General features: G+C 73.5%; 19 protein-coding genes. 7 read left to right on the top strand and 12 right to left on the bottom strand.

Going from position 1 to position 20,456, the window contains the following annotated elements; translation table 11 throughout:
• Window position 1: 1 nt before the first annotated feature.
• From CP967_RS14655 to CP967_RS14640, 4 genes are read right to left on the bottom strand one after another with little or no spacing between them, the layout of a single operon-like run.
• The gene (locus tag CP967_RS14655; RefSeq protein ID WP_150488412.1) at window positions 2–862 is read right to left on the bottom strand and encodes an ABC transporter ATP-binding protein; all 861 of its coding nucleotides are present in this window, start codon (window positions 860–862) and stop codon (window positions 2–4) included.
• Window positions 859–1,944 carry a FecCD family ABC transporter permease gene (locus CP967_RS14650; RefSeq protein ID WP_150488411.1) on the bottom strand — a complete coding sequence of 362 codons (1,086 nt, stop codon included), beginning with the start codon at window positions 1,942–1,944 and terminating at the stop codon, window positions 859–861. Before CP967_RS14650 ends, CP967_RS14655 begins: the two co-directional genes overlap by 4 nt.
• Entirely contained in the window at window positions 1,941–2,951 is a 1,011-nt protein-coding gene (locus CP967_RS14645; RefSeq protein ID WP_150488410.1) for a FecCD family ABC transporter permease, read from the bottom strand. The genes CP967_RS14650 and CP967_RS14645 overlap by 4 nt, the downstream gene beginning before the upstream one ends.
• Before the next feature lie 48 nt (window positions 2,952–2,999).
• Window positions 3,000–3,605: a hypothetical protein gene (locus CP967_RS14640; protein WP_150488409.1), complete on the bottom strand. Its 606-nt coding sequence runs from the start codon at window positions 3,603–3,605 to the stop codon at window positions 3,000–3,002.
• A 161-nt stretch (window positions 3,606–3,766) separates the two neighbouring features.
• Between CP967_RS14640 and CP967_RS14635 the strand changes: the two genes are divergently transcribed.
• Window positions 3,767–4,396, top strand: a complete 630-nt coding sequence (locus CP967_RS14635) for an HAD family hydrolase (protein ID WP_150488408.1) — start codon at window positions 3,767–3,769, stop codon at window positions 4,394–4,396.
• A gap of 10 nt (window positions 4,397–4,406) precedes the next feature.
• Here CP967_RS14635 and CP967_RS14630 read toward each other — a convergent pair whose 3' ends face one another.
• Window positions 4,407–4,643: a hypothetical protein gene (locus tag CP967_RS14630; RefSeq protein ID WP_150488407.1), complete on the bottom strand. Its 237-nt coding sequence runs from the start codon at window positions 4,641–4,643 to the stop codon at window positions 4,407–4,409.
• Window positions 4,644–4,810: 167 nt separating this feature from the next.
• Between CP967_RS14630 and CP967_RS35120 the strand changes: the two genes are divergently transcribed.
• On the top strand, window positions 4,811–5,194 hold the full coding sequence (locus CP967_RS35120) for a cold-shock protein (RefSeq protein WP_014047584.1): 384 nt from the start codon (window positions 4,811–4,813) through the stop codon (window positions 5,192–5,194).
• Between the two features lie 192 nt (window positions 5,195–5,386).
• Here the strand turns inward: CP967_RS35120 and CP967_RS14620 are convergent, their stop codons facing one another.
• Genes CP967_RS14620 through CP967_RS14605 form a run of 4 tightly spaced genes read right to left on the bottom strand, consistent with a single transcriptional unit; the run spans window position 5,387 to window position 8,968 of the window.
• The gene (locus tag CP967_RS14620; protein ID WP_150488406.1) at window positions 5,387–6,289 is read right to left on the bottom strand and encodes a 1,4-dihydroxy-6-naphtoate synthase; all 903 of its coding nucleotides are present in this window, start codon (window positions 6,287–6,289) and stop codon (window positions 5,387–5,389) included.
• On the bottom strand, window positions 6,286–6,981 hold the full coding sequence (locus CP967_RS14615; protein WP_150488405.1) for a futalosine hydrolase: 696 nt from the start codon (window positions 6,979–6,981) through the stop codon (window positions 6,286–6,288). The genes CP967_RS14620 and CP967_RS14615 overlap by 4 nt, the downstream gene beginning before the upstream one ends.
• Window positions 6,982–7,009: 28 nt before the next feature.
• Window positions 7,010–7,492, bottom strand: coding sequence for a DUF2771 domain-containing protein (locus tag CP967_RS14610; protein ID WP_150488404.1), 483 nt, complete (start codon window positions 7,490–7,492; stop codon window positions 7,010–7,012).
• Window positions 7,493–7,519: 27 nt separating this feature from the next.
• Window positions 7,520–8,968, bottom strand: a complete 1,449-nt coding sequence (locus CP967_RS14605; RefSeq protein WP_150488403.1) for an MFS transporter — start codon at window positions 8,966–8,968, stop codon at window positions 7,520–7,522.
• A gap of 580 nt (window positions 8,969–9,548) precedes the next feature.
• On the opposite strand from CP967_RS14605, the gene CP967_RS14595 reads away from it, so the two are divergent.
• The 3 genes from CP967_RS14595 (at window position 9,549) to CP967_RS14585 (ending at window position 14,880) form a co-directional block, all read left to right on the top strand.
• Window positions 9,549–10,484 carry a DUF3027 domain-containing protein gene (locus CP967_RS14595; RefSeq protein ID WP_150488402.1) on the top strand — a complete coding sequence of 312 codons (936 nt, stop codon included), beginning with the start codon at window positions 9,549–9,551 and terminating at the stop codon, window positions 10,482–10,484.
• Between the two features lie 151 nt (window positions 10,485–10,635).
• Entirely contained in the window at window positions 10,636–13,824 is a 3,189-nt protein-coding gene (locus tag CP967_RS14590; RefSeq protein WP_150491847.1) for a sacsin N-terminal ATP-binding-like domain-containing protein, read from the top strand.
• 204 nt (window positions 13,825–14,028) lie between these two features.
• Complete coding sequence (locus CP967_RS14585) at window positions 14,029–14,880, top strand: DUF5707 domain-containing protein (RefSeq protein WP_150488401.1); 852 nt, start codon at window positions 14,029–14,031, stop codon at window positions 14,878–14,880.
• A 98-nt stretch (window positions 14,881–14,978) separates the two neighbouring features.
• On the opposite strand, the gene CP967_RS14580 is transcribed toward CP967_RS14585, so the two are convergent.
• Window positions 14,979–17,387: an HAD-IC family P-type ATPase gene (locus CP967_RS14580; RefSeq protein ID WP_150488400.1), complete on the bottom strand. Its 2,409-nt coding sequence runs from the start codon at window positions 17,385–17,387 to the stop codon at window positions 14,979–14,981.
• Window positions 17,388–17,526: 139 nt separating this feature from the next.
• Entirely contained in the window at window positions 17,527–17,823 is a 297-nt protein-coding gene (locus CP967_RS14575; RefSeq protein ID WP_150488399.1) for a DUF2530 domain-containing protein, read from the bottom strand.
• Window positions 17,824–18,039: 216 nt separating this feature from the next.
• Between CP967_RS14575 and CP967_RS14570 the strand changes: the two genes are divergently transcribed.
• Window positions 18,040–19,497 (top strand): NCS2 family permease, encoded by a 1,458-nt coding sequence (locus CP967_RS14570; RefSeq protein WP_150488398.1) that lies wholly within the window; start codon window positions 18,040–18,042, stop codon window positions 19,495–19,497.
• Window positions 19,498–19,590: 93 nt separating this feature from the next.
• On the opposite strand, the gene CP967_RS14565 is transcribed toward CP967_RS14570, so the two are convergent.
• Entirely contained in the window at window positions 19,591–19,806 is a 216-nt protein-coding gene (locus tag CP967_RS14565) for a hypothetical protein (protein WP_190175175.1), read from the bottom strand.
• Window positions 19,807–19,939: 133 nt separating this feature from the next.
• Between CP967_RS14565 and CP967_RS14560 the strand changes: the two genes are divergently transcribed.
• The gene (locus CP967_RS14560; protein WP_103516457.1) at window positions 19,940–20,380 is read left to right on the top strand and encodes a MarR family winged helix-turn-helix transcriptional regulator; all 441 of its coding nucleotides are present in this window, start codon (window positions 19,940–19,942) and stop codon (window positions 20,378–20,380) included.
• Window positions 20,381–20,456 lie beyond the last annotated feature (76 nt).

Genomic DNA, 20,456 nt, shown 5'->3' with positions numbered 1-20,456 from the left:
GTCAGGGTGCCTTTCTCGGAAGGGGGGTGGCCGGGGACCAGGGGGCGCCCGGTACGACGAGCGGGGAACCCGTGACCGGGTCCGGGACGATCACCGCCTCCAGGCCGAAGACCTCGCGTACGAGCCCGGCGGTGACGATGTCCTCCGGCCGGCCCTCGGCGACGATCCGGCCGGCCTTCATGGCGATCAGGTGGTCGGCGTAACGGGCCGCCTGGTTGAGGTCGTGGAGCACCGTGACGACGGTCCGGCCCCGTGTGCCGTCGGCCGCCGGGGCGGCGAGCCGGCGCACCAGGTCCAGGACCTCCACCTGGTGCGCGATGTCCAGATACGTCGTCGGCTCGTCCAGGAGCAGCAGGTCCGTGTCCTGGGCGAGCGCCATCGCGATCCACACCCGCTGGCGCTGGCCGCCGGACAGCTCGTCCACCGGCCGGCCGGCCAGCGCGGTGATGTCGGTGCGCTCCATGGCATCCGTCACCGCGCGCTCGTCCGCGTCGGACCACTGCTGCCACCAGCGCTGGTGCGGCTGGCGGCCCCGGGCGACCAGGTCGGCCACGGTGATCGCCTCGGGCGCCACCGGGGTCTGGGGGAGCAGCCCGACGGACCGGGCGATCGTCCGGGTGGGTATCCGGGAGAGTTCGGTGCCGTCCAGGAGCACGGCGCCGCCGGCCGGTTTCAGCAGCCGCCCGAGCGCCCGCAGGGTCGTCGACTTGCCGCAGGCGTTCGGGCCGACGATGACGGTGACGCACCCGTCCGGTACGGCCAGGTCCAGCTCGTGGACCACGGTGCGGTCCTCGTAGGCGAGGGTCAGCGCGCGGGCGGTGAGCCTGGACGCGACGGCGTCGGTGGAACCGGTCGTGGTCATGCGTTGCCTCCCCTGCGGCCGCCGTGGCCGCGGATGATCAGCCAGATCAGGTACGGGGCGCCGACCGCCGCCGTCAGTACGCCCACCGGGAGTTCGGTGGGCGAGAAGAGCCTGCGGGCGAGGAGGTCGCCGAGTACGACGATCACGGCGCCGAGCAGCGCCGAGCACACCAGCGGGATCTGTGCCGTACGGGTCGTCCGGCGGGCGATCTGCGGGGCGAGCAGTGCCACGAAGTCGACCGGTCCGGCCGTCCCGGTCGCCACCGAGGCCAGCACCACACCGAGGGCGACGAGCCCCAGGCGTACCCGGCCGAGCCGCACCCCGAGCGCCGTCGCGGTGTCGTCGTCCATCGACACGGTCCGCTGCGCCCGGGCCGCCCACAGCACGGCGGGCAGCAGCACGAGGAGCGTCCAGCCGAGCGGGGCGGCCTCCGCCCAGCCGCGGCCGTTGAGCGATCCCGTCATCCAGATCTGCGCCTGCTGGGCGACCAGGTAGTCGCCCTTCGTCATGAACAGCGTGGTCACCGACCGCAGGGCGACCGCGAAGCCGATGCCGATCAGCACGAAGCGCGTGGCGTGCAGTCCGCCCCGCCAGGCGAAGACGTACACGAGGGCCGCCGCCGCGACGCCGCCGAGCACCGAGAGGTACGGCAGCACGGTGTACGAGGTGACCCCGAAGGTCATCGCTCCGACCGTCAGCGCGCTCGCGCCCTGGCTGACGCCGATGATGTCGGGGCTGGCCAGCGGGTTGCGGGCGACCGTCTGGATCAGCGCGCCGGCGATCCCGAACGCGGCCCCCACCAGGAGGCCGACGACCATGCGGGGCAGCCGCAGGGTGCCCACCACCAGTTCGTCGGGCGAGGGCTGCCCGAGAACGACCTTCACCACCTCCGCCGGAGCGACGAAGCTCTCACCGACGCAGAGGTACGCCACGCAGAGGGCGGCCAGCAGCACCGCGAGGCCCGCCGCGACACCCGTGGCCCGCCGGTGCAGCAGGAACCCGGCCCGCTTCCCGACCCGTACGACGCTGTAACCGGCGGGCCGGACCGGGGTCCGGGGCACCGCCACCGTGTCCGTGCTCACGCGGGCACCGCCTTCCGGCGTACGAGGGCGACCAGGAACGGCACCCCGATCAGCGCCGTCATCACACCCGCCGGGACCTCGCCGGGTGGCAGGACGATCCGTCCCACGACGTCGGAGACCAGCAGCATCACGGGGCCGATCAGGGCGGCCATCGGCAGCACCCAGCGGTGGTCGCCGCCGACGACCGCGCGGGCGATGTGCGGGACCGCGAGCCCCACGAAGGCGATCGGCCCGGCCGCCGCGACCCCCGCCCCGGTGAGCAGCGTCGCACCGATGCCGCCGATCACGCGTACGGCCGCCACGTTCTGCCCCAGGCCCTTCGCCACGTCCTCGCCGAGCGCCAGCGCGTCCAGCCCGCGTGCGACCGACAGGACCAGGACCACACCGACCAGCAGGAACGGCCAGATCTGCTGGACGACGCCGGCCTCGCGGCCCGCGACCGAGCCGACCTGCCAGAACCGGAACTCGTCGAGTGCGGACGCCTTGGCGGTGAGCACCCCCATGGTCACCGACACCAGCAGCGCGTTGATCGCCGCGCCGCCCAGGGCCAGTTTCACCGGGGTCGCGCCGCCGCGTCCCCGGGAGGCGATGGCGTACACGGCGACGGACGCGACGGCGGCCCCGGCGAACGCGAACCACACATAGCCGGAGAGGGTGTGGACCCCGGCGTAGGCGATGGCCAGCACGACGGCCACCGAGGCGCCCTGGCTGATGCCGAGGACCCCCGGGTCCGCGATGGGGTTACGGGTGATGCCCTGGAGCACCGTGCCGGCCAGCGCCAGCGCCACGCCGACCATCAGTCCGATCAGGGTGCGCGGTACCCGCATCTCCCGGATGACCTCGGCGGCGTCCGAGTGCCCGCCGTGCAGCAGGGCGTCGAGGACCTCGCCCGGCGGGATGGTCCGGGCCCCCACGGCCAGACTCAGCAGGACGGCCAGCAGCAGGGCGAGCGTGGCCACCGCCGTGGCGAGAGCACGTCTGGTCAGGCGGGGCGCGGCGGGAACCATCGGAACCAATCGGGTGAGCGAGGACAGTCAGGTAAGGCTTGGCTGAGTCTATGCGCGGGCCGTCGGACCGCCCGGGCCGCCCTGTGCGCCGTGCTCTCCCGCCCGTGCGCGCCGCAGCTCCACCTCCGGGGCGGTCACCGGGGCCTGGATCCTGTACACGTCGCCGGGCCGGAGGGTGCCGGGCGTGCTGTACTCCCCGTGCACGGCGACGAAGGAGACGGCCACCCCGGAGCGGGGCTGCCAGAACGTCCGGTAGTACGGCGTGTTCCCCGGGTACTCCGGGATCTCCACCAGAGGAACACCGCGCGCGTTCAGGAGCCGCCGGAGCTTCTCGAAGCGGAGCCGGGGGGCGAACCGCCCGTACCGGGTGCGCAACGCCTCGCCGGGGAGGGCGCGGGTGCGGGCGCGGTGGGCGAGCCGGTGCACCTGCAGGCTGAAGTGGTGCCCCGACCAGGGCTGGTCCCCGCGGGCGCGGTGCCAGGAGAACTCGGCCAGGCCGTAGTCGCGCCCCATGGCCCGGGAGCCCGAGCGGTTCTCGGCGAAGTCCGTTCCCAGGACGGCGGCGACCTGCTCGGGGGTGTCCTCCGGGCGGAGGCCGAGGACGGTCCCGGTGGTGACGGTGTGGACGTAGAAGGCCAGGGAGTGAGGGGTCAACGGTCGTTCCTCGGCGGGAAGCGGGAAGCGGGAAGCGGGAAGCGGGAAGAAGGGGGGGGCGGAGGAAGGGGAGGCGGGATCGGGGGTGCCTGCCGAGCATGCCGTACGGGCCCGTACGGCCCGTCCGCCGCCCGCTCCGGGGCGCTCGGCACAATGGACGCATGCCCTCACAGCCCCTGACGGTCGGTTTCGACCTCGACATGACACTCATCGACTCCCGGCCCGGCATCAAGGCCGCCTACCTGGCCCTCTCCGCGGAGACCGGGGTGCACGTCGACGCGGACCTGGCCGTGACCCGGCTCGGTCCGCCACTGGAGGAGGAGCTGGCCCACTGGTTCCCGGCCGCGCGGATCGCCGAGGCCGCCGACCGCTACCGCGCGCTCTACCCCGGCCGCGCGATCACCCCGACGACCGCCCTGCCCGGCGCCCGTGAGGCCGTCGCCGCGGTCCAGGCGCTCGGCGGACGGGCGATGGTGGTCACCGCCAAGTACGAACCGAACGCCAAGCTGCACCTGGCGCACCTCGGGATCACGCCGGACGTGCTGATCGGCGGGCTCTGGGCCGAGCGCAAGGCGGAGGCGCTCCTGGAGCACGGTGCGCGGATATACGTCGGCGACCACACCGGGGACGTCCGTGGAGCCCGTGCCGCGAACGCGCTCTCCGTCGGCGTCACCACCGGGCCGTGCGACGGGGAAGCGCTGCTGGCCGCGGGCGCCGACGTGATCCTGCCAAATCTCACCGGGTTCGCGGCCTGGCTGAACACCTGGGCGGCACGTCCCGGAATGGCCTGAACCGCTCCGGTCAGCGGGTGGCGGCGCGCTTGGGGGAGCTCTTCCAGACCGACCGGACCACCCCGGCGGCGGCGACCAGGAAACCCAGGCCCATCAGCATGCACACCGCATAAGCCACGGACGGGAACGGATCGGTCCCCAGGAACAGCGGGGCCACGGTGACGAGCGTGGCCAGCGCGCCGATGAAGAAGATGATCGTGCCGACCTGTACGAGCCGGTCGCCTGCGCCGGAAGGAGTAGTAGTCACCCGGCCAGGGTAGTTCCCAGCGGAACGGAACCGTTCGGCGACGTCTTGTCCCGTGCCCTTCGACCACTAGCCTTGGTCCCGGCGGGTCACGGGACCCGCTGTATTGCTATCCGGAGCCGTTCTGCGGCTCGCCCGCCCCACCTACGAGTACGAGGACGAGGACAGACGTGCCCACGGGTAAGGTCAAATGGTTCAATTCGGAAAAGGGCTTCGGCTTTCTTTCGCGCGACGACGGTGACGACGTCTTCGTCCACTCGTCCGTACTCCCGGCCGGTGTCGACGCTCTCAAGCCCGGTCAGCGCGTCGAGTTCGGCGTGGTCGCCGGCCAGCGCGGCGACCAGGCGCTGTCCGTCGTCGTCCTGGACCCCACGCCGTCCGTCGCCGCGGCCCAGCGGCGCAAGCCCGACGAGCTGGCGTCGATCGTGCAGGACCTGACGACGGTCCTGGAGAACATCACCCCGTTGCTGGAGCGCGGCCGGTACCCCGACAAGGCCGCCGGGGCGAAGATCGCGGGCCTGCTGCGCGCGGTCGCCGACCAGCTGGACGTCTGACCGGGCCCGCCGCCGGGGAGCACCCGCACCCCTTCGGCGCGGCGCCCCGCCCGCAGGCCCGCCTCCGGGGCCGCCCCAGCCCCGCGACGCGGAGCGGGGGCGGCCCCGGTCGCGTGGCAGGCCGTCCGAGGAGGCCGGGGCCCGGTGTCCGGCGGGCCGGGAGGCGGAGGGTCCCGGAACGGACGGGCGGGGTCAGGAGCCGGCGAACGTCAGGGCGTCCGGGGCGAGCGCGGGCACCAGGCCCTCGGCCGCGGCCCGGGTCAGCAGGCCGCGGATCGCCGCGTGGCCGTCCTCGCCGAGGTCGGCGGTGAACTCGTTGACGTAGAGCCCGATGTGCTGGTCGGCGACGGCGGGGTCCATCTCCTGGGCGTGCTCCAGGACGTAGGGCCGTGAGCGCTCCGGGTCGTCCCACGCCATCCGTACCGAGGTGCGGACGGCGTCCGCGAGCTCCTTCAGCCGCTGCCCGCCCAGCGACCGCTTGGCGATGATCGCGCCCAGCGGGATCGGCAGACCGGTGGTCGACTCCCAGTGCTCGCCCATGTCGGCGAGGCTGTGCAGCCCGTAGTTCCGGTAGGTGAAACGGGCCTCGTGGATGACGAGGCCGGCGTCCACCCGGCCGTCACGTACGGCGGGCATGATCTCGTCGAACGGCATGACGACGATCTCGCCCACGCCCCCGGGCACCACCTCGGCCGCCCACAGCCGGAACAGCAGGTAGGCGGTGGAACGCTCGCTCGGTACGGCCACCGTCCTCCCGGTCAGGTCCGTGCCGGCTTCCCGGGTGAGGACCAGCGGCCCGCAGCCCCGTCCCAGCGCCCCGCCGCACGGCAGCAGGGTGTACTCGTCCAGCACCCACGGCAGTACGGCGTAGGAGACCTTCAGCACGTCGAACTCGCCGCGCTCGGCCATGCCGTTGGTGAGGTCGATGTCGGCGAAGGTCACGTCGAGGGCGGGCGCGCCGGGGACCCTGCCGTGCGCCAGGGCGTCGAAGACGAACGTGTCGTTCGGGCACGGCGAGAAGGCGATCCGCAGCCGGCTGTCCGGGACGGGGCCCCCGGCCGGGGCGAGGGGGGCGGTGTCGGTCGTGTCGGTCATCGCTGGATCCAGCCTTCCACTACGGGTGCGGTCTTCCCGAACGCGTCGGTGAGCGCGGCCAGCGCCTCGCCGATGCGCCAGGCGTCCCGGTCACGCGGCCCGACCGCGTTCGAGACGGTCCGGAGCTCCAGTACCGGCAGCCCGGCCCGGTCGGCGGCCTCCGCGACGCCGAAGCCCTCCATGGCCTCGGCGACGGCTCCGGGATGTGCGGTCAGCAGCGCCGCCGCGGAGGAGGTGCTGCCGGTCACGGTCGAGACGGTGAGGACCGTGCCTCGTACGGCGCCGGTGGCCCTGGCGACCTCCCGGACGAGCGGGGCGGGCGGCACGAAGCGGTCCCGGCCGAAACCGAGCCCGGTGACGGGCACGAAACCGTCCGGGGTCTCGGCGCCCAGGTCGGCGGCGGCGATCGTGTCGGCCACCACCAGGGACCCGACGGGCGCGGCGGGCGCGAAGCCGCCCCCGATGCCCGCGGACACGACCAGGCCGTACGGTTCACCGGCGGGCGCGCCGGCCAGGGCGAAGGCGGTGGCCGCCGCCGCGGCGGCCGGTCCCACCCCGCCCGCGGTCACGTCGAAGGGCCCGGCCCGGTGCAGCTCGCCGCCCGGCACCCGGCGCACCCCAAACCCGCCCCCGAAAGCACGGGTGACCGCGTCCCGTTCGGCCGGGACGGCGGTCACGACGAGCACCCGCACGGCGGTGGTCCTCAGCTCGGGTCGGGGGTCAGGAGGTCTTCTCGAGCTGGAAGTGCCAGATGCCGGTGAGCTTCTGGCCCTGCGTCTCGACGATGCTGACCTGCGTCTTGTCCGCCGTGGTCTCGCCGGTCTGGCTGGCGAAGAAGGCGCTGCCGGGGATCGACCGGTAGGTCTTCTTGTACGGCTCCTGCTCGGCCTGCTGGCCGTTGATGAACAGGGTCCAGCCGTGGTCGGCGATCTCCGGGTCGACGCCGAAGCGGACCTTGTCGTCCATGGCGACCTCGACGGTCTTGTCCGCCTTCTTGTTGAGGCAGCCCTCGATCGAGGACTCCTTCAGGGCGTTGCCGTCGTTGTAGCAGGCGGCCTCGGTGCTCACCGAGTTGTCGCCGACCGTCACGGTGGCGAGCGGCGTCGGCTTGTCGCAGGCGGACAGGACAAGGAGTCCCGCGGACACGGCACCAAGAGCGACGCCGATTCGACGGCCCTTACCGGAGAAGAACGCAACGGTCATGCGCCGAAGGTTATCGGTCGTCGCCGTTCACGCCACGCGGGGGTGCGGTGAGCCGCGCCGCGCGGCGTTCAACAGGCCCCGTACGGAGGTGCCCGCGCCCAGGGCCAGGATCCCGGCGGCGACCGCCATGCCGAGCACCCCGTTGAGCGGCAGCACGATCCCGACGGCACCGCCGAGCACCCAGGACATCTGGAGGAGGGTCTCGGACCGGGCGAACGCCGAGGTCCGCACCTCCTCCGGCACGTCCCGCTGGATCATGGCGTCCAGGGACAGCTTCGACAGGGCCTGGGTGAAGCCGGCGACCGCCGCCAGCGCGGCGACCAGCACGGTGCTGAAGAACACGGCGGCGAGTACCGCGACGCCCAGTGCGAGGCCCAGGACCATCGCGACGATCATCTCGGGTCCGCGTGCCCGCAGCCAGGAGCCCACCGCCGTACCGCAGGCGTTGCCCGCCCCGGCCGCGACCCCGACGATGCCCAGGGACACGGCGGCGCTCTGCCCGGCCAGCGGGTGCTCGCGCAGCAGGAACGCCAGGAAGAAGATGAGGAAACCGGAGAGCGCGCGGTGCGCGGCGTTTGCCTGGAGGCCGTGCAGGACGGCCGGGCCGACGGACCGCAGCCCGGGCGGCCGCTCCCGCCGGTCCTTCCGGCCCCGGCGGCCCTTCCACAGGTCGCTGCGGACGCTGCCCGGCCCGGCCGGGGTCTTCGTACGCGAGGGGGGCGGCCGGCTCTCCTCGCCGAGCGGGGCCAGCCGGGCCCGCCGCTCGCCCTTGGCGGAGTCGACCTTCCGCGGCAGGGTGAAGGCCAGGACCGTACCGCCGGCGAAGACCGCGCAGGCGCCGTAGAGCGGCCACGCGGATCCGAGGGCCTGGAGACCCGCCCCGACCGGGGCGGCCACCCCCGTGGCCAGCAGCCCCGCGAGGGTGACCCGGGAATTGGCCTTCACCAGGGAGAAGCGCGGGGGCAGCAGGCGCGGCACGACGGCGCTGCGCACCACCCCGTACGCCTTGGAGCAGACCAGTACCCCCAGGGCCGCCGGGTAGAGCTCCAGGCCGCCCGTGGCGACCGCCCCCGACATGGCGAGCGCGAGGACGGCCCGGGCGAGCATCGCCCCCGCCATCGCGGCGCGCCGGCCGTGCGGCAGCCGGTCCAGCAGCGGGCCGATCACCGGGGCGAGCAGGGTGAAGGGGGCCATCGTGACGGCGAGGTAGAGGGCGACCCGCCCGCGGGCCTCGTCCGTCGGCACGGAGAAGAAGACGGTGGAGGCGAGCGCGACGGTGATCATGACGTCGCCCGCGCCGTTGACCGCGTGCAGTTCGATCAGCTTGCCGAGACCGGACTCCCCGGCGCCGTGGGCGTGGGTCGCCTTCCTGATGCCCCGCGCGGTGCCCGAGAAGGGGGCGCACAGGGCATGACCGACCGTCCGGCCCGCCCTGCGGAGGGGACCGGAGCCGTCGGACGACCTGGCGGCAGCCACGTGAGTCATAGTGCCCCACCGTCCGCCGTCCCGAACCCATGGCCCGGGCCGGGCGCGGCGGTGCCCGCCCCGTCGGGCGAGTCGCCGCCGCGCCGGACGGCAGCCCGGCCCGGCCCTCCCCGCCCCGCGCGCCGCGATGCCCGTGCGGTTCCGTGACCCGGTCCGTGCGGCTCCCCGGTCCGCCCGGTCCGCCCGGCTCCCCGGTCCCGGACCGTGCGGTTTCCCGGGCCCGGCCCGCCCGGTCCCCCGGTCCGGCCCGCCCGTCGCCGGGGCCGGGTCACGCCGGGTTCGGTCCTCTTCGGGACGGGCAGGTGGGCGCCGGGCGGCGGAGAGGGTAGCGTGCTGTCACGCGCCACCGGCGATTGTTCTTGGCCGCGCGCATCTTCGCGATCCCGCAGAATGGGTGGCAGAAGGCGCGCCCGAGGGGCCGTCCCACGGGACAGCCCTGAGGCAGGCACCACGGGTGTGGACGTCGACGCGGCCCCCAGGTCCGCTCCGCCCGCACCGGTGACAGCCGAAATCGGACATCGATGGGCTGCAGGCGCGCTCGTGAGACGGCGTATGGAGAGAAGCGAGACCTGTGAGTGCTGCGACGACGCGAAGCCGTACGGCCCGTACCCCCGCCCCCGACCGCCTGTGCGCCGAAGCGGTAGACCTGGCCCGGGAGGCCGCCGAGGAGGCCGCCGCACCCGGTGTGGTGGGCGAGCACGTGGCGGTCGTCTCCGAGGGTGACCGGGTCGTCACGCACTACTTCGAGTGCGAGGACCCCGGCTACCGGGGCTGGCGCTGGGCGGTGACCGTCGCCCGCGCGTCCCGGGCGAAGAAGGTCACCCTCGACGAAACGGTGCTGCTGCCGGGCTCCGACGCGCTCCTCGCCCCGGAGTGGGTGCCGTGGAGCGAACGGCTGCGGCCCGGCGACATGGGCCCCGGCGACCTGCTGCCCACCGAGGCGGAGGACCCCCGGCTGGAGCCCGGCTGGACCGGTGAGGACGAGGCGCCGCCGAACTCGGCGGTCGCCGGGCTGACCGGGGAGATCGAGGACCTCGCCGACCTGGAGGACGCCGAGCTGACGACCCGGCCCGCGCGGTCCGGCCGGGGTGAGATCGCCGCGATCGCCGAAGAGCTGGGGATGCGGCGTGCGCGGGTGCTGTCCCGGTACGGGCTGCAGCTGGCGGCGGACCGGTGGGACGAGGAGTTCGGCCCCCGGACCCCGATGGCCCAGGCCGCCCCGGCGACCTGTGTGACCTGTGCGTTCCTGGTGCCGATGGCCGGTTCGCTGCGGCAGGCGTTCGGGGTGTGCGCCAACGAGTTCGCCCCGGCCGACGGGCGTGTGGTCTCGCTGGCGTACGGCTGCGGCGGGCACTCCGAGGCCGCCGTGATGCCGAAACCGCCGAAGCCGGTGCCGCACGCCCTGGACACCTGGCGGGTGGACGAGTACGCGCTGCGCCCGGCCGAGGACTCCGGTTCCGTACCGGCCCGGGCGGACGGTCCCACGGAGGACCTGGGCCACTCCTGAGAGACCGGCGCACGGCCCGCGGCCGGGCGGGGGCGGCCCCGTTCGCGCGGGCCGTCGTCCGCCCCTGACCGGGGAGCTCGCCGGGCGCGGTACCTTCGGGCGCACACTGGGCGTCACGGGTCACCGGAAGAGCGGAGTTACGAGCGTGGGCATCAATGCGACCGAGGGGGCCGATCCGTTCGGGACGGCGCGGATGCGGCGCGGCGTGCTCGACGCCTGGGGCGCCGGACCGGCGCGTTTCCGTGAGGACGCCAACGCCGAGGAGGACCTGGTCCTCGGCGGCTACCGCGACCGGCTCGTCGTCGAGCTGGCGCAGAACGCCGCCGACGCCGCCGCCCGCGCCGGTGTCCCCGGCCGGCTCCGTCTGACCCTGCACGAGGCCGGCGACGGCCGTGCGGTGCTGGCCGCCGCCAACACCGGCGCGCCCCTGGACGCGGCGGGTGTGGAGTCCCTGAGCACCCTGCGGGCCTCGGCCAAACGCGAAGGCCACGACCAGGCCGTCGGACGGTTCGGCGTCGGGTTCGCGGCCGTCCTCGCGGTCAGCGACGAGCCCGCGCTCGTCGGCCGGCACGGCGGGGTGCGCTGGTCCCTCGCGGAGGCCCGAGACCTCGCCCGGCAGGCGTCGCTCGGCAGCCCCGGCCTCGGGGACGAGCTGCGCCGCCGCGACGGCCATGTACCGCTGCTGCGGCTGCCGTTGCCCGCCGAGGGCACCGCCCCCGAGGGCTACGACACCGTGGTGGTGCTGCCCCTGCGGGACGGCGTGGCGGAGGACCTGGTGTCCCGGCTGCTCGCCTCGGTGGACGACGCGCTGCTGCTCACCCTGCCCGGACTGGCCGAGGTCGTCGTCGAGACCCCGGACGGCGTGCGGACGTTGAGCCGCTCGCAGCACGGCCCCTACACCCATGTCGAGGACTCGGCGGACGGAACGCGCCGCTGGCGCACCGTCGTACGCCACGGAGCGCTCGGGCGGGAGCTGCTCGCCGACCGGCCGGTGGAGGAGCGGCTGCGCCCGCACTGGTCGGTGACCTGGGCGGTGCCCGTCGACGAGGAGGGGGCGCCGCGCGCCCCGCGTACCGCGCCGGTGGTGCACGCCCCGACGCCCACCGACGAACCGCTCGGCGTGCCGGCGCTGCTGATCGCCTCGCTGCCGCTGGACACCACCCGCCGCCACCCGGCCCCGGGCCCGCTGACCGACTTCCTGGTCGAGCGTGCCGCCGACGCCTACGCGGACCTGCTGGCCGCGTGGGAGCCGGTCTCCGTCGCCACGATCGCGCTCGTGCCGGGGCCGCTCGGCCAGGGGCAGCTGGACGGCGCGCTGCGGGCGGCGATCATGGAGCGGCTGGGGAAGGTGGCGTTCCTGGAACCCGCGGCTCCCCGGGACCCGGACGCGGAGTCCGGGGACCCGGCCGCCTGGGAGGACGACGCCGTGGGCGCCGTGCGGCGGACGGGTGCCGCGCTGCGCCCGATGGAGGCCGAGGTCGTCGAGGGGGCCGGCGCCGAGACCGTGCGGGTGCTCGCCGAGGTGCTGCCCTGCCTGCTGCCCGCCGGGCTGGAGCGCCGGGCCGAGCTGCGCACGCTCGGGGTCGCCCGGGTTCCGCTGACCGAGGCCGTCGACCGGCTGGCCGGCCTGGAACGCGCCCCCGAGTGGTGGTACCGGCTGTACGCGGCCCTGGCCGGGACCGATCCGGACCGGCTCACCGGCCTGCCCGTCCCGCTCGCGGGCGAGGGCGGCGCCGACGGCGTGCCCCGCACCACCGTCGGGCCCCGCCAGGTCCTCCTCCCGGTGCCGGACGCGGTGGCCGGACCGGATCTCGGCCTGCTGGCCCGGCTGGGGCTGAAGGTCGCCCACCCGGACGCCGTCCACCCGCTGCTGGAGAAGCTGGGCGCCCTGCCCGCCACCCCCCGCGCCGTGCTGACCACCCCTCAGGTGCGGGCCGCGGTCGCCGGGTCGCTGGACGCGGGCGAAATCTGGGACGAGGAGGCGCCGGCCGCCGAGGAGCTCGCCGACACGGTGCTCGCCCTCGTGCGGGACGCGGAGCTGGAGCCCGGCGACGAGCCCTGGCTGGGTGCCCTGGCGCTGCCCGACGAGGACGGTGAGCTCACGCCCGCCGGTGAACTCGTGCTGCCCGGCAGCCCGTTCGCCGCGATCATGCGGGAGGACGAACTCGCCCTGTGCGACCGGGAGCTGGCCGACCGCTGGGGCGAGCAGGCGCTGACCGCCTGCGGGGTGCTGGCCGGCTTCACCCTCGTACGCGCCTTCGACGTCGTCCTGGACCCGGACGAACTGGAGCCCCGTGACGGCGACTTCGCCGAGCCCGACGACGCCGGGCTGCTGGACGCCGTCGACGTGTGGTGCGAGGACGTCCTGGACCAGCTGCCCGAGACCCCGGTGCCCCCGGTGGCCACCGAACTCGTCGCCGTACGCGATCTGGACCTCGTCGACGACGACGCCTGGCCGCAGGCGCTCGCGATGCTCGCCCGGCCCCCGCTGCGCGACGCGCTGACCCAGCCGGTGCGGGTGCTGCTCCCGGACGGTACGACGCGGTCCGTGCGCCCCTACACCGCCTGGTGGCTGCGTGACCACCCGGTCCTCGGCGGCCGCAGGCCGGCCGGCCTGCGCGCGGCCGGCGGCGATCCCCGTCTGGACGGGCTGTACGACGCGGTCGACGCGAGCGGTTTCGACGACGCGCAGGTGCTGCGGGCCCTCGGGGTGCGGACCTCGCTGGAGTCCCTGCTGGACGAGCCGGGCGGTGCGGCGGAACTGCTGGGCAGGCTGGCGGACGGGGACCGGACCGTGGGCCCCGCGCAACTGCACGCCCTCTACACCGAGATGGCCGCCCTGGACCCCGAACAGGTCACCCTCCCGGATGAGCTGCGGGCCGTGGTGGACGGTGAGGTCCGGGTGGTGGACGCGGCGGACGCCGTGATCGCGGACGCCCCGGACGTGCTGCCGCTCGCCGCGGGCCTCCCGCTGCTGCCGGTGGCGCCCGCGCGGGCGGCGGAGCTGGCGGAGCTGCTCCAGGTGCGGCGGCTCGGCGAGAGCGTCGAGGCGGGGGTGACGACCGAGGGGGAGGAGCGCCGGGTCCCGGACCCGGTGCGGGTCCTGCTCGGCGCGGCCACCCCCGGCACCTATGTCGAGCACACCGAGCTCCGTGCCGGCGGGGTCGAACTGGACTGGCGGCGCACCCCGGACGGGGTGGTCCACGCGGCCACCCTGGAGGGAGTGGCGGCCGGTCTGGCGTGGGCGGCCGGCCAGTGGCCGCGCCGCTTCGAGGTGGCGGCCCTGCTGGAGGACCCCTCCCGTACCGGGGAACTGGCCCGGGACCGCTGGTTCGACTGAGGGGCCCCGGCGGTACGGGCGACCGGGGCGCGGCCGCGGGGCCCCGGTCACCCGAGGCGTGTGATCTTCACCGAAAATTCATGATCAGCACAACCATTCACGACCGGGGCTCGTCTGAACGTTCGAGTCAGCAGACTCATCGACCAGATGGGCCCCGCAGGCCACACCTCAGGCCGCGGGTCCCCTTCTCCATCAGGGGAACACATGCGTATTCGTGCCACTGTTGCCGCCGTCAGCGGCGCCCTGGCCCTTTCCGCTCTCGCCGTCCCGGCCGCCCAGGCGGACGACGGCCGGTCGTGGACGCCTTCCGGGCTCTTCGCGCCGCGGCAGGCCGCCCCGGAGCGGATGGCCGCCCGGTCGGTCACCGCGACCGACGACCTCAAGATCACCAAGGTCGTCGTCAACGGCGGCAAGCCGGTCGTGGTCGGCACCAAGTCGCCGCAGAAGTACTCGGTCGCGATCACCGCGACCGACGACTCGGGCATCGCCGACGCGGGCACCGCCCTGTGGATCGGCGACGACATCGAGTCGGAGGACAGCTTCGGCTTCTTCCAGAACGAGGACGCCGCGAAGTGCAAGGCGGTCAACGCGACCACCTCCACCTGCACGCTCTCCGTCACCTTCGACCCGGCGTTCATGATCAACTCGGACGCCACGTCCTGGCACGTGGCCGCCGCCGTGCTCAGCAACGACGGCCAGATCGTCGACAACACCAAGTTCGGCAAGACCAAGGTCCAGCGCTTCTCCAAGCTGACCGCCAACGCCGGTCCGGAGCCCGTGAAGAAGGGCAAGACCCTCACGGTCACCGGCAAGCTGACGCGCGCCCACTGGGACACCGGCACCTACAAGGGCTACACCCAGCAGCCCGTCAAGCTGCAGTTCCGCAAGAAGGGCTCCAGCACCTACACCACCGTCAAGACCATCAAGTCGAGCAGCACCGGCACGCTGAAGACCACCGTGAAGGCCTCGGCCGACGGCTACTGGCGCTTCAGCTTCGCGGGCACGTCCACCACGCCGGCCGTCTCGGCCGCGGGTGACTACGTCGACGTGAAGTAGGCGTCCGGCGCCCCCCGGCCTCCCGCCCGGGAGACCGGGGGGCGCCCCGTCGGCCCCTGCCGGAGCCGCGCGCCCGCCGGGGGCCGACGGGAGAGCACTCAGGACCGGAAGCGGCGGCCGACCATTCTCCAGGCCGCCTCCAGGGCGGCGGCCGCCACCACCGCGATACCCACCGCGGCCCACGGCATCGTGGTGCCGACCAGCTTCAGCGCGAAGAAGTCCTGGAGCCACGGCACCGCCAGTACGACCAGGAAGCACAGCCCCATCGCCGCCACCAGGAGCACCCGCCACCAGGTGTAGGGGCGGGCGATGATCGCCAGTACCCACATCGACACCAGGAACAGGGTGAGCGTCGCCGTGCTGGTCTCGGCGTCCAGGGCGCCGGTCCCGGCGTAGTGGTGGCGGGCCACCAGGTACGTCGTGAAGGTGGCCGCCGCCGCGATGACCCCCGAGGGGATCGCGTACCGCATGACCCGGCGTACGAAGTGGGGATGGGCGCGCTCCTTGTTCGGGGCGAGCGCCAGGAAGAACGCCGGCACCCCGATCGTCAGCGTGGACAGCAGCGTCAGATGGCGGGGCAGGAACGGGTACTCCACCTGGAAGCACACCACCAGGACGGCCAGCAGCACCGAGTAGACGGTCTTGGTCAGGAACAGGGTGGCGACCCGGGTGATGTTGCCGATCACCCGCCGGCCCTCGGCCACCACCGACGGCAGCGTGGCGAAGCTGTTGTCGAGCAGCACGATCTGGGCCACCGCGCGGGTCGCCTCGGAGCCCGAGCCCATCGAGACGCCGATGTCGGCGTCCTTCAGCGCCAGCACGTCGTTGACCCCGTCGCCGGTCATCGCCACGGTGTGCCCCCGGGACTGGAGCGCCGCGACCATGTCCCGCTTCTGCTGCGGGGCGACCCGGCCGAAGACCGCGTTCCGCTCGATCTCGGACGCCATCGCGTCGTGCCCGGCGGGCAGTTCCCGGGCGTCCATGGTGCGCTCCGCGCCCGGCATGCCCAGCTTCTGGGCGACCGCCCCGACCGAGACCGCGTTGTCACCGGAGATGATCTTCGCCTGGACGCGCTCCTCCTCGAAGTACGCCAGGGTGTCCCCGGCGTCCGGGCGCAGCCGCTGCTCCAGGACGACCAGCGCGGTGGGCTCCGCCCCGTCCGCCGCGTCCGGGGCGTCGATCCGGCCCCGGACCCGGGCCAGCAGGAGGACCCGCAGCCCCTGCTCGTTGAGGTGGCCGGTCTCGGCGAGGGCCGGGTCACCGGCCGCCAGCAGCACGTCGGGGGCGCCCAGCAGCCAGGCGGAGGCGCCGCCGTCGCCCTCGTCGAAGGCGGCGCCGCTGTACTTGCGGGCGGAGGAGAAGGGCAGCGTCTGCGTGACGGACCAGCCGCCGCCGTCCGGATGGGCATCGATGATCGCCTGGAGGCTCGCGTTGGGCCGGGGATCGGAGGCGCCGAGGGCGCCCAGGACCCGGCGGACGTACTCCTCGTCCGTGCCGTTCAGCGTCCGCAGACCGGTGACGTCCATACCGCCCTCGGTCAGGGTGCCGGTCTTGTCCAGGCAGACGACGTCCACCCGGGCCAGCCCCTCGATGGCGGGCAGCTCCTGCACCAGGCACTGCTTGCGGCCGAGCCGGATGACACCGATCGCGAAGGCCACGGAGGTCAGCAGCACCAGGCCCTCGGGGATCATCGGCACGATCCCGCCGACGGTACGGGCGACGGAGTCCTTGAAGTTGTTGTCCTTGACGACCAGCTGGCTGATGATCAGCCCGATCGCGGTCGGCACCATCATCCAGGTCACGTACTTGAGGATGGTGCTGATGCCGCTGCGCAGCTCCGACCGGACCAGGGTGAAGCGGGACGCCTCCTCGGCGAGCTGGGCCGCGTAGGCCTCGCGGCCGACCCTGGTGGCGGTGAAGGCCCCGCCCCCGGCGACGACGAAGCTGCCGGACATCACCGGGTCGCCCCGCCGCTTCACCACCGGGTCGGCCTCGCCGGTCAGCAGCGACTCGTCGATCTCCAGGCCGTCCGCCTCGGCGACGGTGCCGTCGACCACGACCTTGTCGCCCGGTCCCAGCTCGACGAGGTCCCCCAGCACGATCCCGGAGACGGACACCTCGGCGGCCCGGCCGTCGCGGCGGACGGTGGGCTTCGCCTCACCGATGACCGCGAGGCTGTCCAGCGTCTTCTTGGCGCGCCATTCCTGGACGATGCCGATGCCGGTGTTGGCGATGATCACGAAGCCGAAGAGGCTGTCCTGGATCGGCGCCACGCACAGCATGATCACCCAGAGCACGCCGATGATCAGGTTGAACCGGGTGAGGACGTTGGCGCGGACGATCTCGGTGACGGAACGCGAGGAGCGTACGGGTACGTCGTTGACCTCGCCGCGGGCGACCCGCTCGGCGACCTCGGCGCTGCTCAGCCCGCCCGGCGACGGGGGTCCGGGTGAGTCCGGCAGGGAGTCCGGCTGCTCGCCGGAGGAGTCGGGTGCCCGCTGAGTCATGGCTCCGACGGTACGGGCGGAAGCGGGGCTTCACCCGGCGGACGGCCGAAGATCCGACCGCGGTCGGACCGGAACGGTCCCGTGGTACCACCCGGGCGCCGCACCGGGTCCGGCTCCCGGCCGGACCGCCGGCCCGGGGTCAGCGGCCGGCGTCCGCGCCGCCGGCCCCGGCGCTCCCGGCCCCGGCGCGCTCGGCGGCGTCCCGCTTGATCGCCGCGTCCCGCGCCCGTACGTACCAGACGCCGATCAGGCCGAGGCCCCCGCCGGTCAGGCAGCACCACAGCCACCAGGTGTGCCCGTGGTCGTCGTACCAGCCGTAGAAGGGGAGCTGCACGAGGAAGAGGACGAACCAGAGGATCGTGCCGCCGGTGATGGTGGCGACGACCGGGCCCTCCAGGGGCTCGGGCGCCTCGTGTTTCGGTGTCCACTTCTCCATGCGCTCAGTCTAGGACCTGGCCCCGAAGGGCCGGACGCGGCAGTCGGCCCATGGGTCTACGCGCGGAGATAGCGATCTTCGCCTGATGTATTCATACTGAATCTGCTTCTGGTTGTCTTGTTTTATTCGTGCAAACATCCAAAGCTGACCGATATCAGACCGTCCCTTCCTTGCCGGTCGGTCTTACTCCCCTCGATGCGCGACTGAAGGTCACACATGTCCCCCTCGGCCACCGCTAAGGTCGACCCCACGCCGCCCCCGGCTCCGCAGCAGCCCTCCGGCGGCCTGGACCGCTTCTTCAAGATCTCCGAGCGGGGATCGTCGGTCGCCCGCGAGATCCGTGGCGGATTCGCCACGTTCTTCGCGATGGCGTACATCATCGTGCTGAACCCGATCATCCTCGGCAGCGCGAAGGACATGTACGGCCATCAGCTCGACGGCGGCCAGCTCGTCACGGCCACCGTGCTGACGGCCGCGTTCTCCACGCTCCTGATGGGCGTCATCGGCAACGTCCCGATCGCGCTGGCCGCCGGCCTCGGCGTCAACACCGTGGTCGCCCTCCAGCTGGCCCCCCGGATGAGCTGGCCGGACGCCATGGGCATGGTGGTCCTCGCGGGCTTCGTGGTGATGCTCCTCGTCGCCACGGGTCTGCGCGAACGCGTCATGAACGCCGTGCCGATGTCGCTCCGCAAGGGCATCTCGATGGGTATCGGCCTCTTCGTGCTGCTGGTCGGCCTGGTCGACTCGGGCTTCGTCTCCCGCATCCCGGACGCCGCGCACACCACCGTGCCGCTCCAGCTCGGCAACGACGGCCACCTCAACGGCTGGCCGGTGCTGGTCTTCGTGCTCGGCACGCTGCTGACCCTCGCGCTGATCGTCCGCAAGGTGCCGGGCGCGATCCTGATCTCCATCGTCGCGATGACCGTCGTCGCGGTGGTCATCGACGCGATCGCCGACCTGCCCGCGGGCGCCTGGGGCCTGACCACCCCCGCGTGGCCGGGCAACCCGGTGTCGTCCCCCGACTTCGGCCTGGTCGGTGAGGTCAGCCTGTTCGGCGGCTTCGAGAAGGTCGGCATCCTCACCGGCGTCCTCTTCGTCTTCACGGTGCTGCTGTCCTGCTTCTTCGACGCGATGGGCACCATCCTCGGGGTCGGCGACGAGGCGAAGCTGATGGACAAGAACGGCACCTTCCCGGGCATGAACAAGGTCCTGTTCATCGACGGCGTCGCCGTCGCCACGGGCGGTGCGACCTCCTCCTCCGCCGGTACCTGCTTCGTGGAGTCCACGGCGGGCGTCGGCGAGGGCGCGCGCACCGGCCTGTCGAGCGTGGTCAGCGGTCTGCTCTTCGCGGTGGCGCTGTTCCTGACGCCGCTGGCGACGATGGTCCCCTCGCAGGCGGCCACCCCGGCGCTGGTCGCGGTCGGCTTCCTGATCCTGGTGGGCTCGGTCCGGGCCGTCGACTGGAGCGACTACACGCTCGCGATCCCGGCGTTCCTCGCGATGCTGATGATGCCGTTCACGTACTCGATCACCAACGGCATCGGCATCGGCTTCGTCGCCTTCTGCGTGCTGCGCCTGGCGGCGGGCCGCGGGCGTGAGGTGCCGGTGGCGATGTACGCCGTGTCGGCGGTCTTCGTCTTCTACTACGCGATGCCGGCGCTCGGCCTCACGTGACGCACCCGCCCACGGCCGGCGGTGCGCCGCCGGGGACCGTGGCGGGACAGTGAACACCGCGGCACGCGGTCACCCCTGCGGGGCGGACCTCGGTCAGGTGACCCGGTCGGCCGGGTCGCCGTGACCGAGGTCCGCCCCGTAGAACTTCTCCGTCTCGTCGACGGCGGCGCTGAAGCGTTCGTCGAAGTCGTCGCGGACGAGCGTGCGGACCACGTAGTCCTGGACGCTCATGCCACGTCGTGCGGCGCGCTTCTTGAGCCGGTCGAGCAGCTCACCGTCTATCCGCAGGCTGAGCACTGTCGATCCCATGCCAGAAGGGTCCCGGCACACGCAGCGGTTTCGCGTGTCTTTCCGGCCTATACTCACTCGTTCGGGTGATCAGTTTCTTCCGGGTGCACCTGTAGCTGGTATTTAGCATAGCTAATGAGTTACGCTAAGGACCATGCCTGACCTGATCCACGACGGCGAGAGTGCCGCCGCCGTGAGCTCCCTTCGCTCCGCCGTGATGCTCCTGGGCCGGCGTCTGAAGCACCAGCGCGTCGACGAGTCGCTGAGCCCCACCGAGATGTCGGTGCTCGGGACCCTCGCCCGCTGCGGCTCCGCCACACCCGGTGAGCTGGCCCGAAAGGAACACGTACAGCCGCCGTCGATGACCCGCATCGTCGCGTTGCTGGAGGCCAAGGGCCTGGTCAGGCTGGAACCGCACCCCGATGACCGTCGGCAGAAGATGGTCAGCCGCACCGAGCAGGCGGAAGCCATGCTCGCCGAGAGCCGTTCCAAGCGGAACGCCTGGCTGGCCGGCCTCGCCGAGGGCCTGGACGAGGACGAGTGGGAGAAGCTGCGGGCCGCCGCGCCCGTGCTGGAGAAGCTGGCCCACCTGTGACCCGGGGTGCCCCGGACCGAGGTCCGGAGCACCCTTTCGCGCGTCCCCGTCAGCACGTACGCCGATAAGCCAGAGG

Source organism: Streptomyces nitrosporeus (assembly GCF_008704555.1).
In the GTDB taxonomy this organism is placed as follows: Bacteria; Actinomycetota; Actinomycetes; order Streptomycetales; family Streptomycetaceae; genus Streptomyces; species Streptomyces nitrosporeus.
This window is presented reverse-complemented; position numbering and strand designations above follow the sequence as displayed.

Coding starts and splice junctions, on each gene's coding strand:
- CP967_RS14655 (WP_150488412.1), bottom strand. CDS start 862: ATGACCACGACCGGTTCCACCGACGCCGTCGCGTCCAGGCTCACCGCC.
- CP967_RS14645 (WP_150488410.1), bottom strand. CDS start 2,951: ATGGTTCCCGCCGCGCCCCGCCTGACCAGACGTGCTCTCGCCACGGCG.
- CP967_RS14635 (WP_150488408.1), top strand. CDS start 3,767: ATGCCCTCACAGCCCCTGACGGTCGGTTTCGACCTCGACATGACACTC.
- CP967_RS14620 (WP_150488406.1), bottom strand. CDS start 6,289: ATGACCGACACGACCGACACCGCCCCCCTCGCCCCGGCCGGGGGCCCC.
- CP967_RS14610 (WP_150488404.1), bottom strand. CDS start 7,492: ATGACCGTTGCGTTCTTCTCCGGTAAGGGCCGTCGAATCGGCGTCGCT.
- CP967_RS14585 (WP_150488401.1), top strand. CDS start 14,029: ATGCGTATTCGTGCCACTGTTGCCGCCGTCAGCGGCGCCCTGGCCCTT.
- CP967_RS14580 (WP_150488400.1), bottom strand. CDS start 17,387: ATGACTCAGCGGGCACCCGACTCCTCCGGCGAGCAGCCGGACTCCCTG.
- CP967_RS14575 (WP_150488399.1), bottom strand. CDS start 17,823: ATGGAGAAGTGGACACCGAAACACGAGGCGCCCGAGCCCCTGGAGGGC.
- CP967_RS14570 (WP_150488398.1), top strand. CDS start 18,040: ATGTCCCCCTCGGCCACCGCTAAGGTCGACCCCACGCCGCCCCCGGCT.
- CP967_RS14565 (WP_190175175.1), bottom strand. CDS start 19,806: ATGGGATCGACAGTGCTCAGCCTGCGGATAGACGGTGAGCTGCTCGAC.
- CP967_RS14560 (WP_103516457.1), top strand. CDS start 19,940: ATGCCTGACCTGATCCACGACGGCGAGAGTGCCGCCGCCGTGAGCTCC.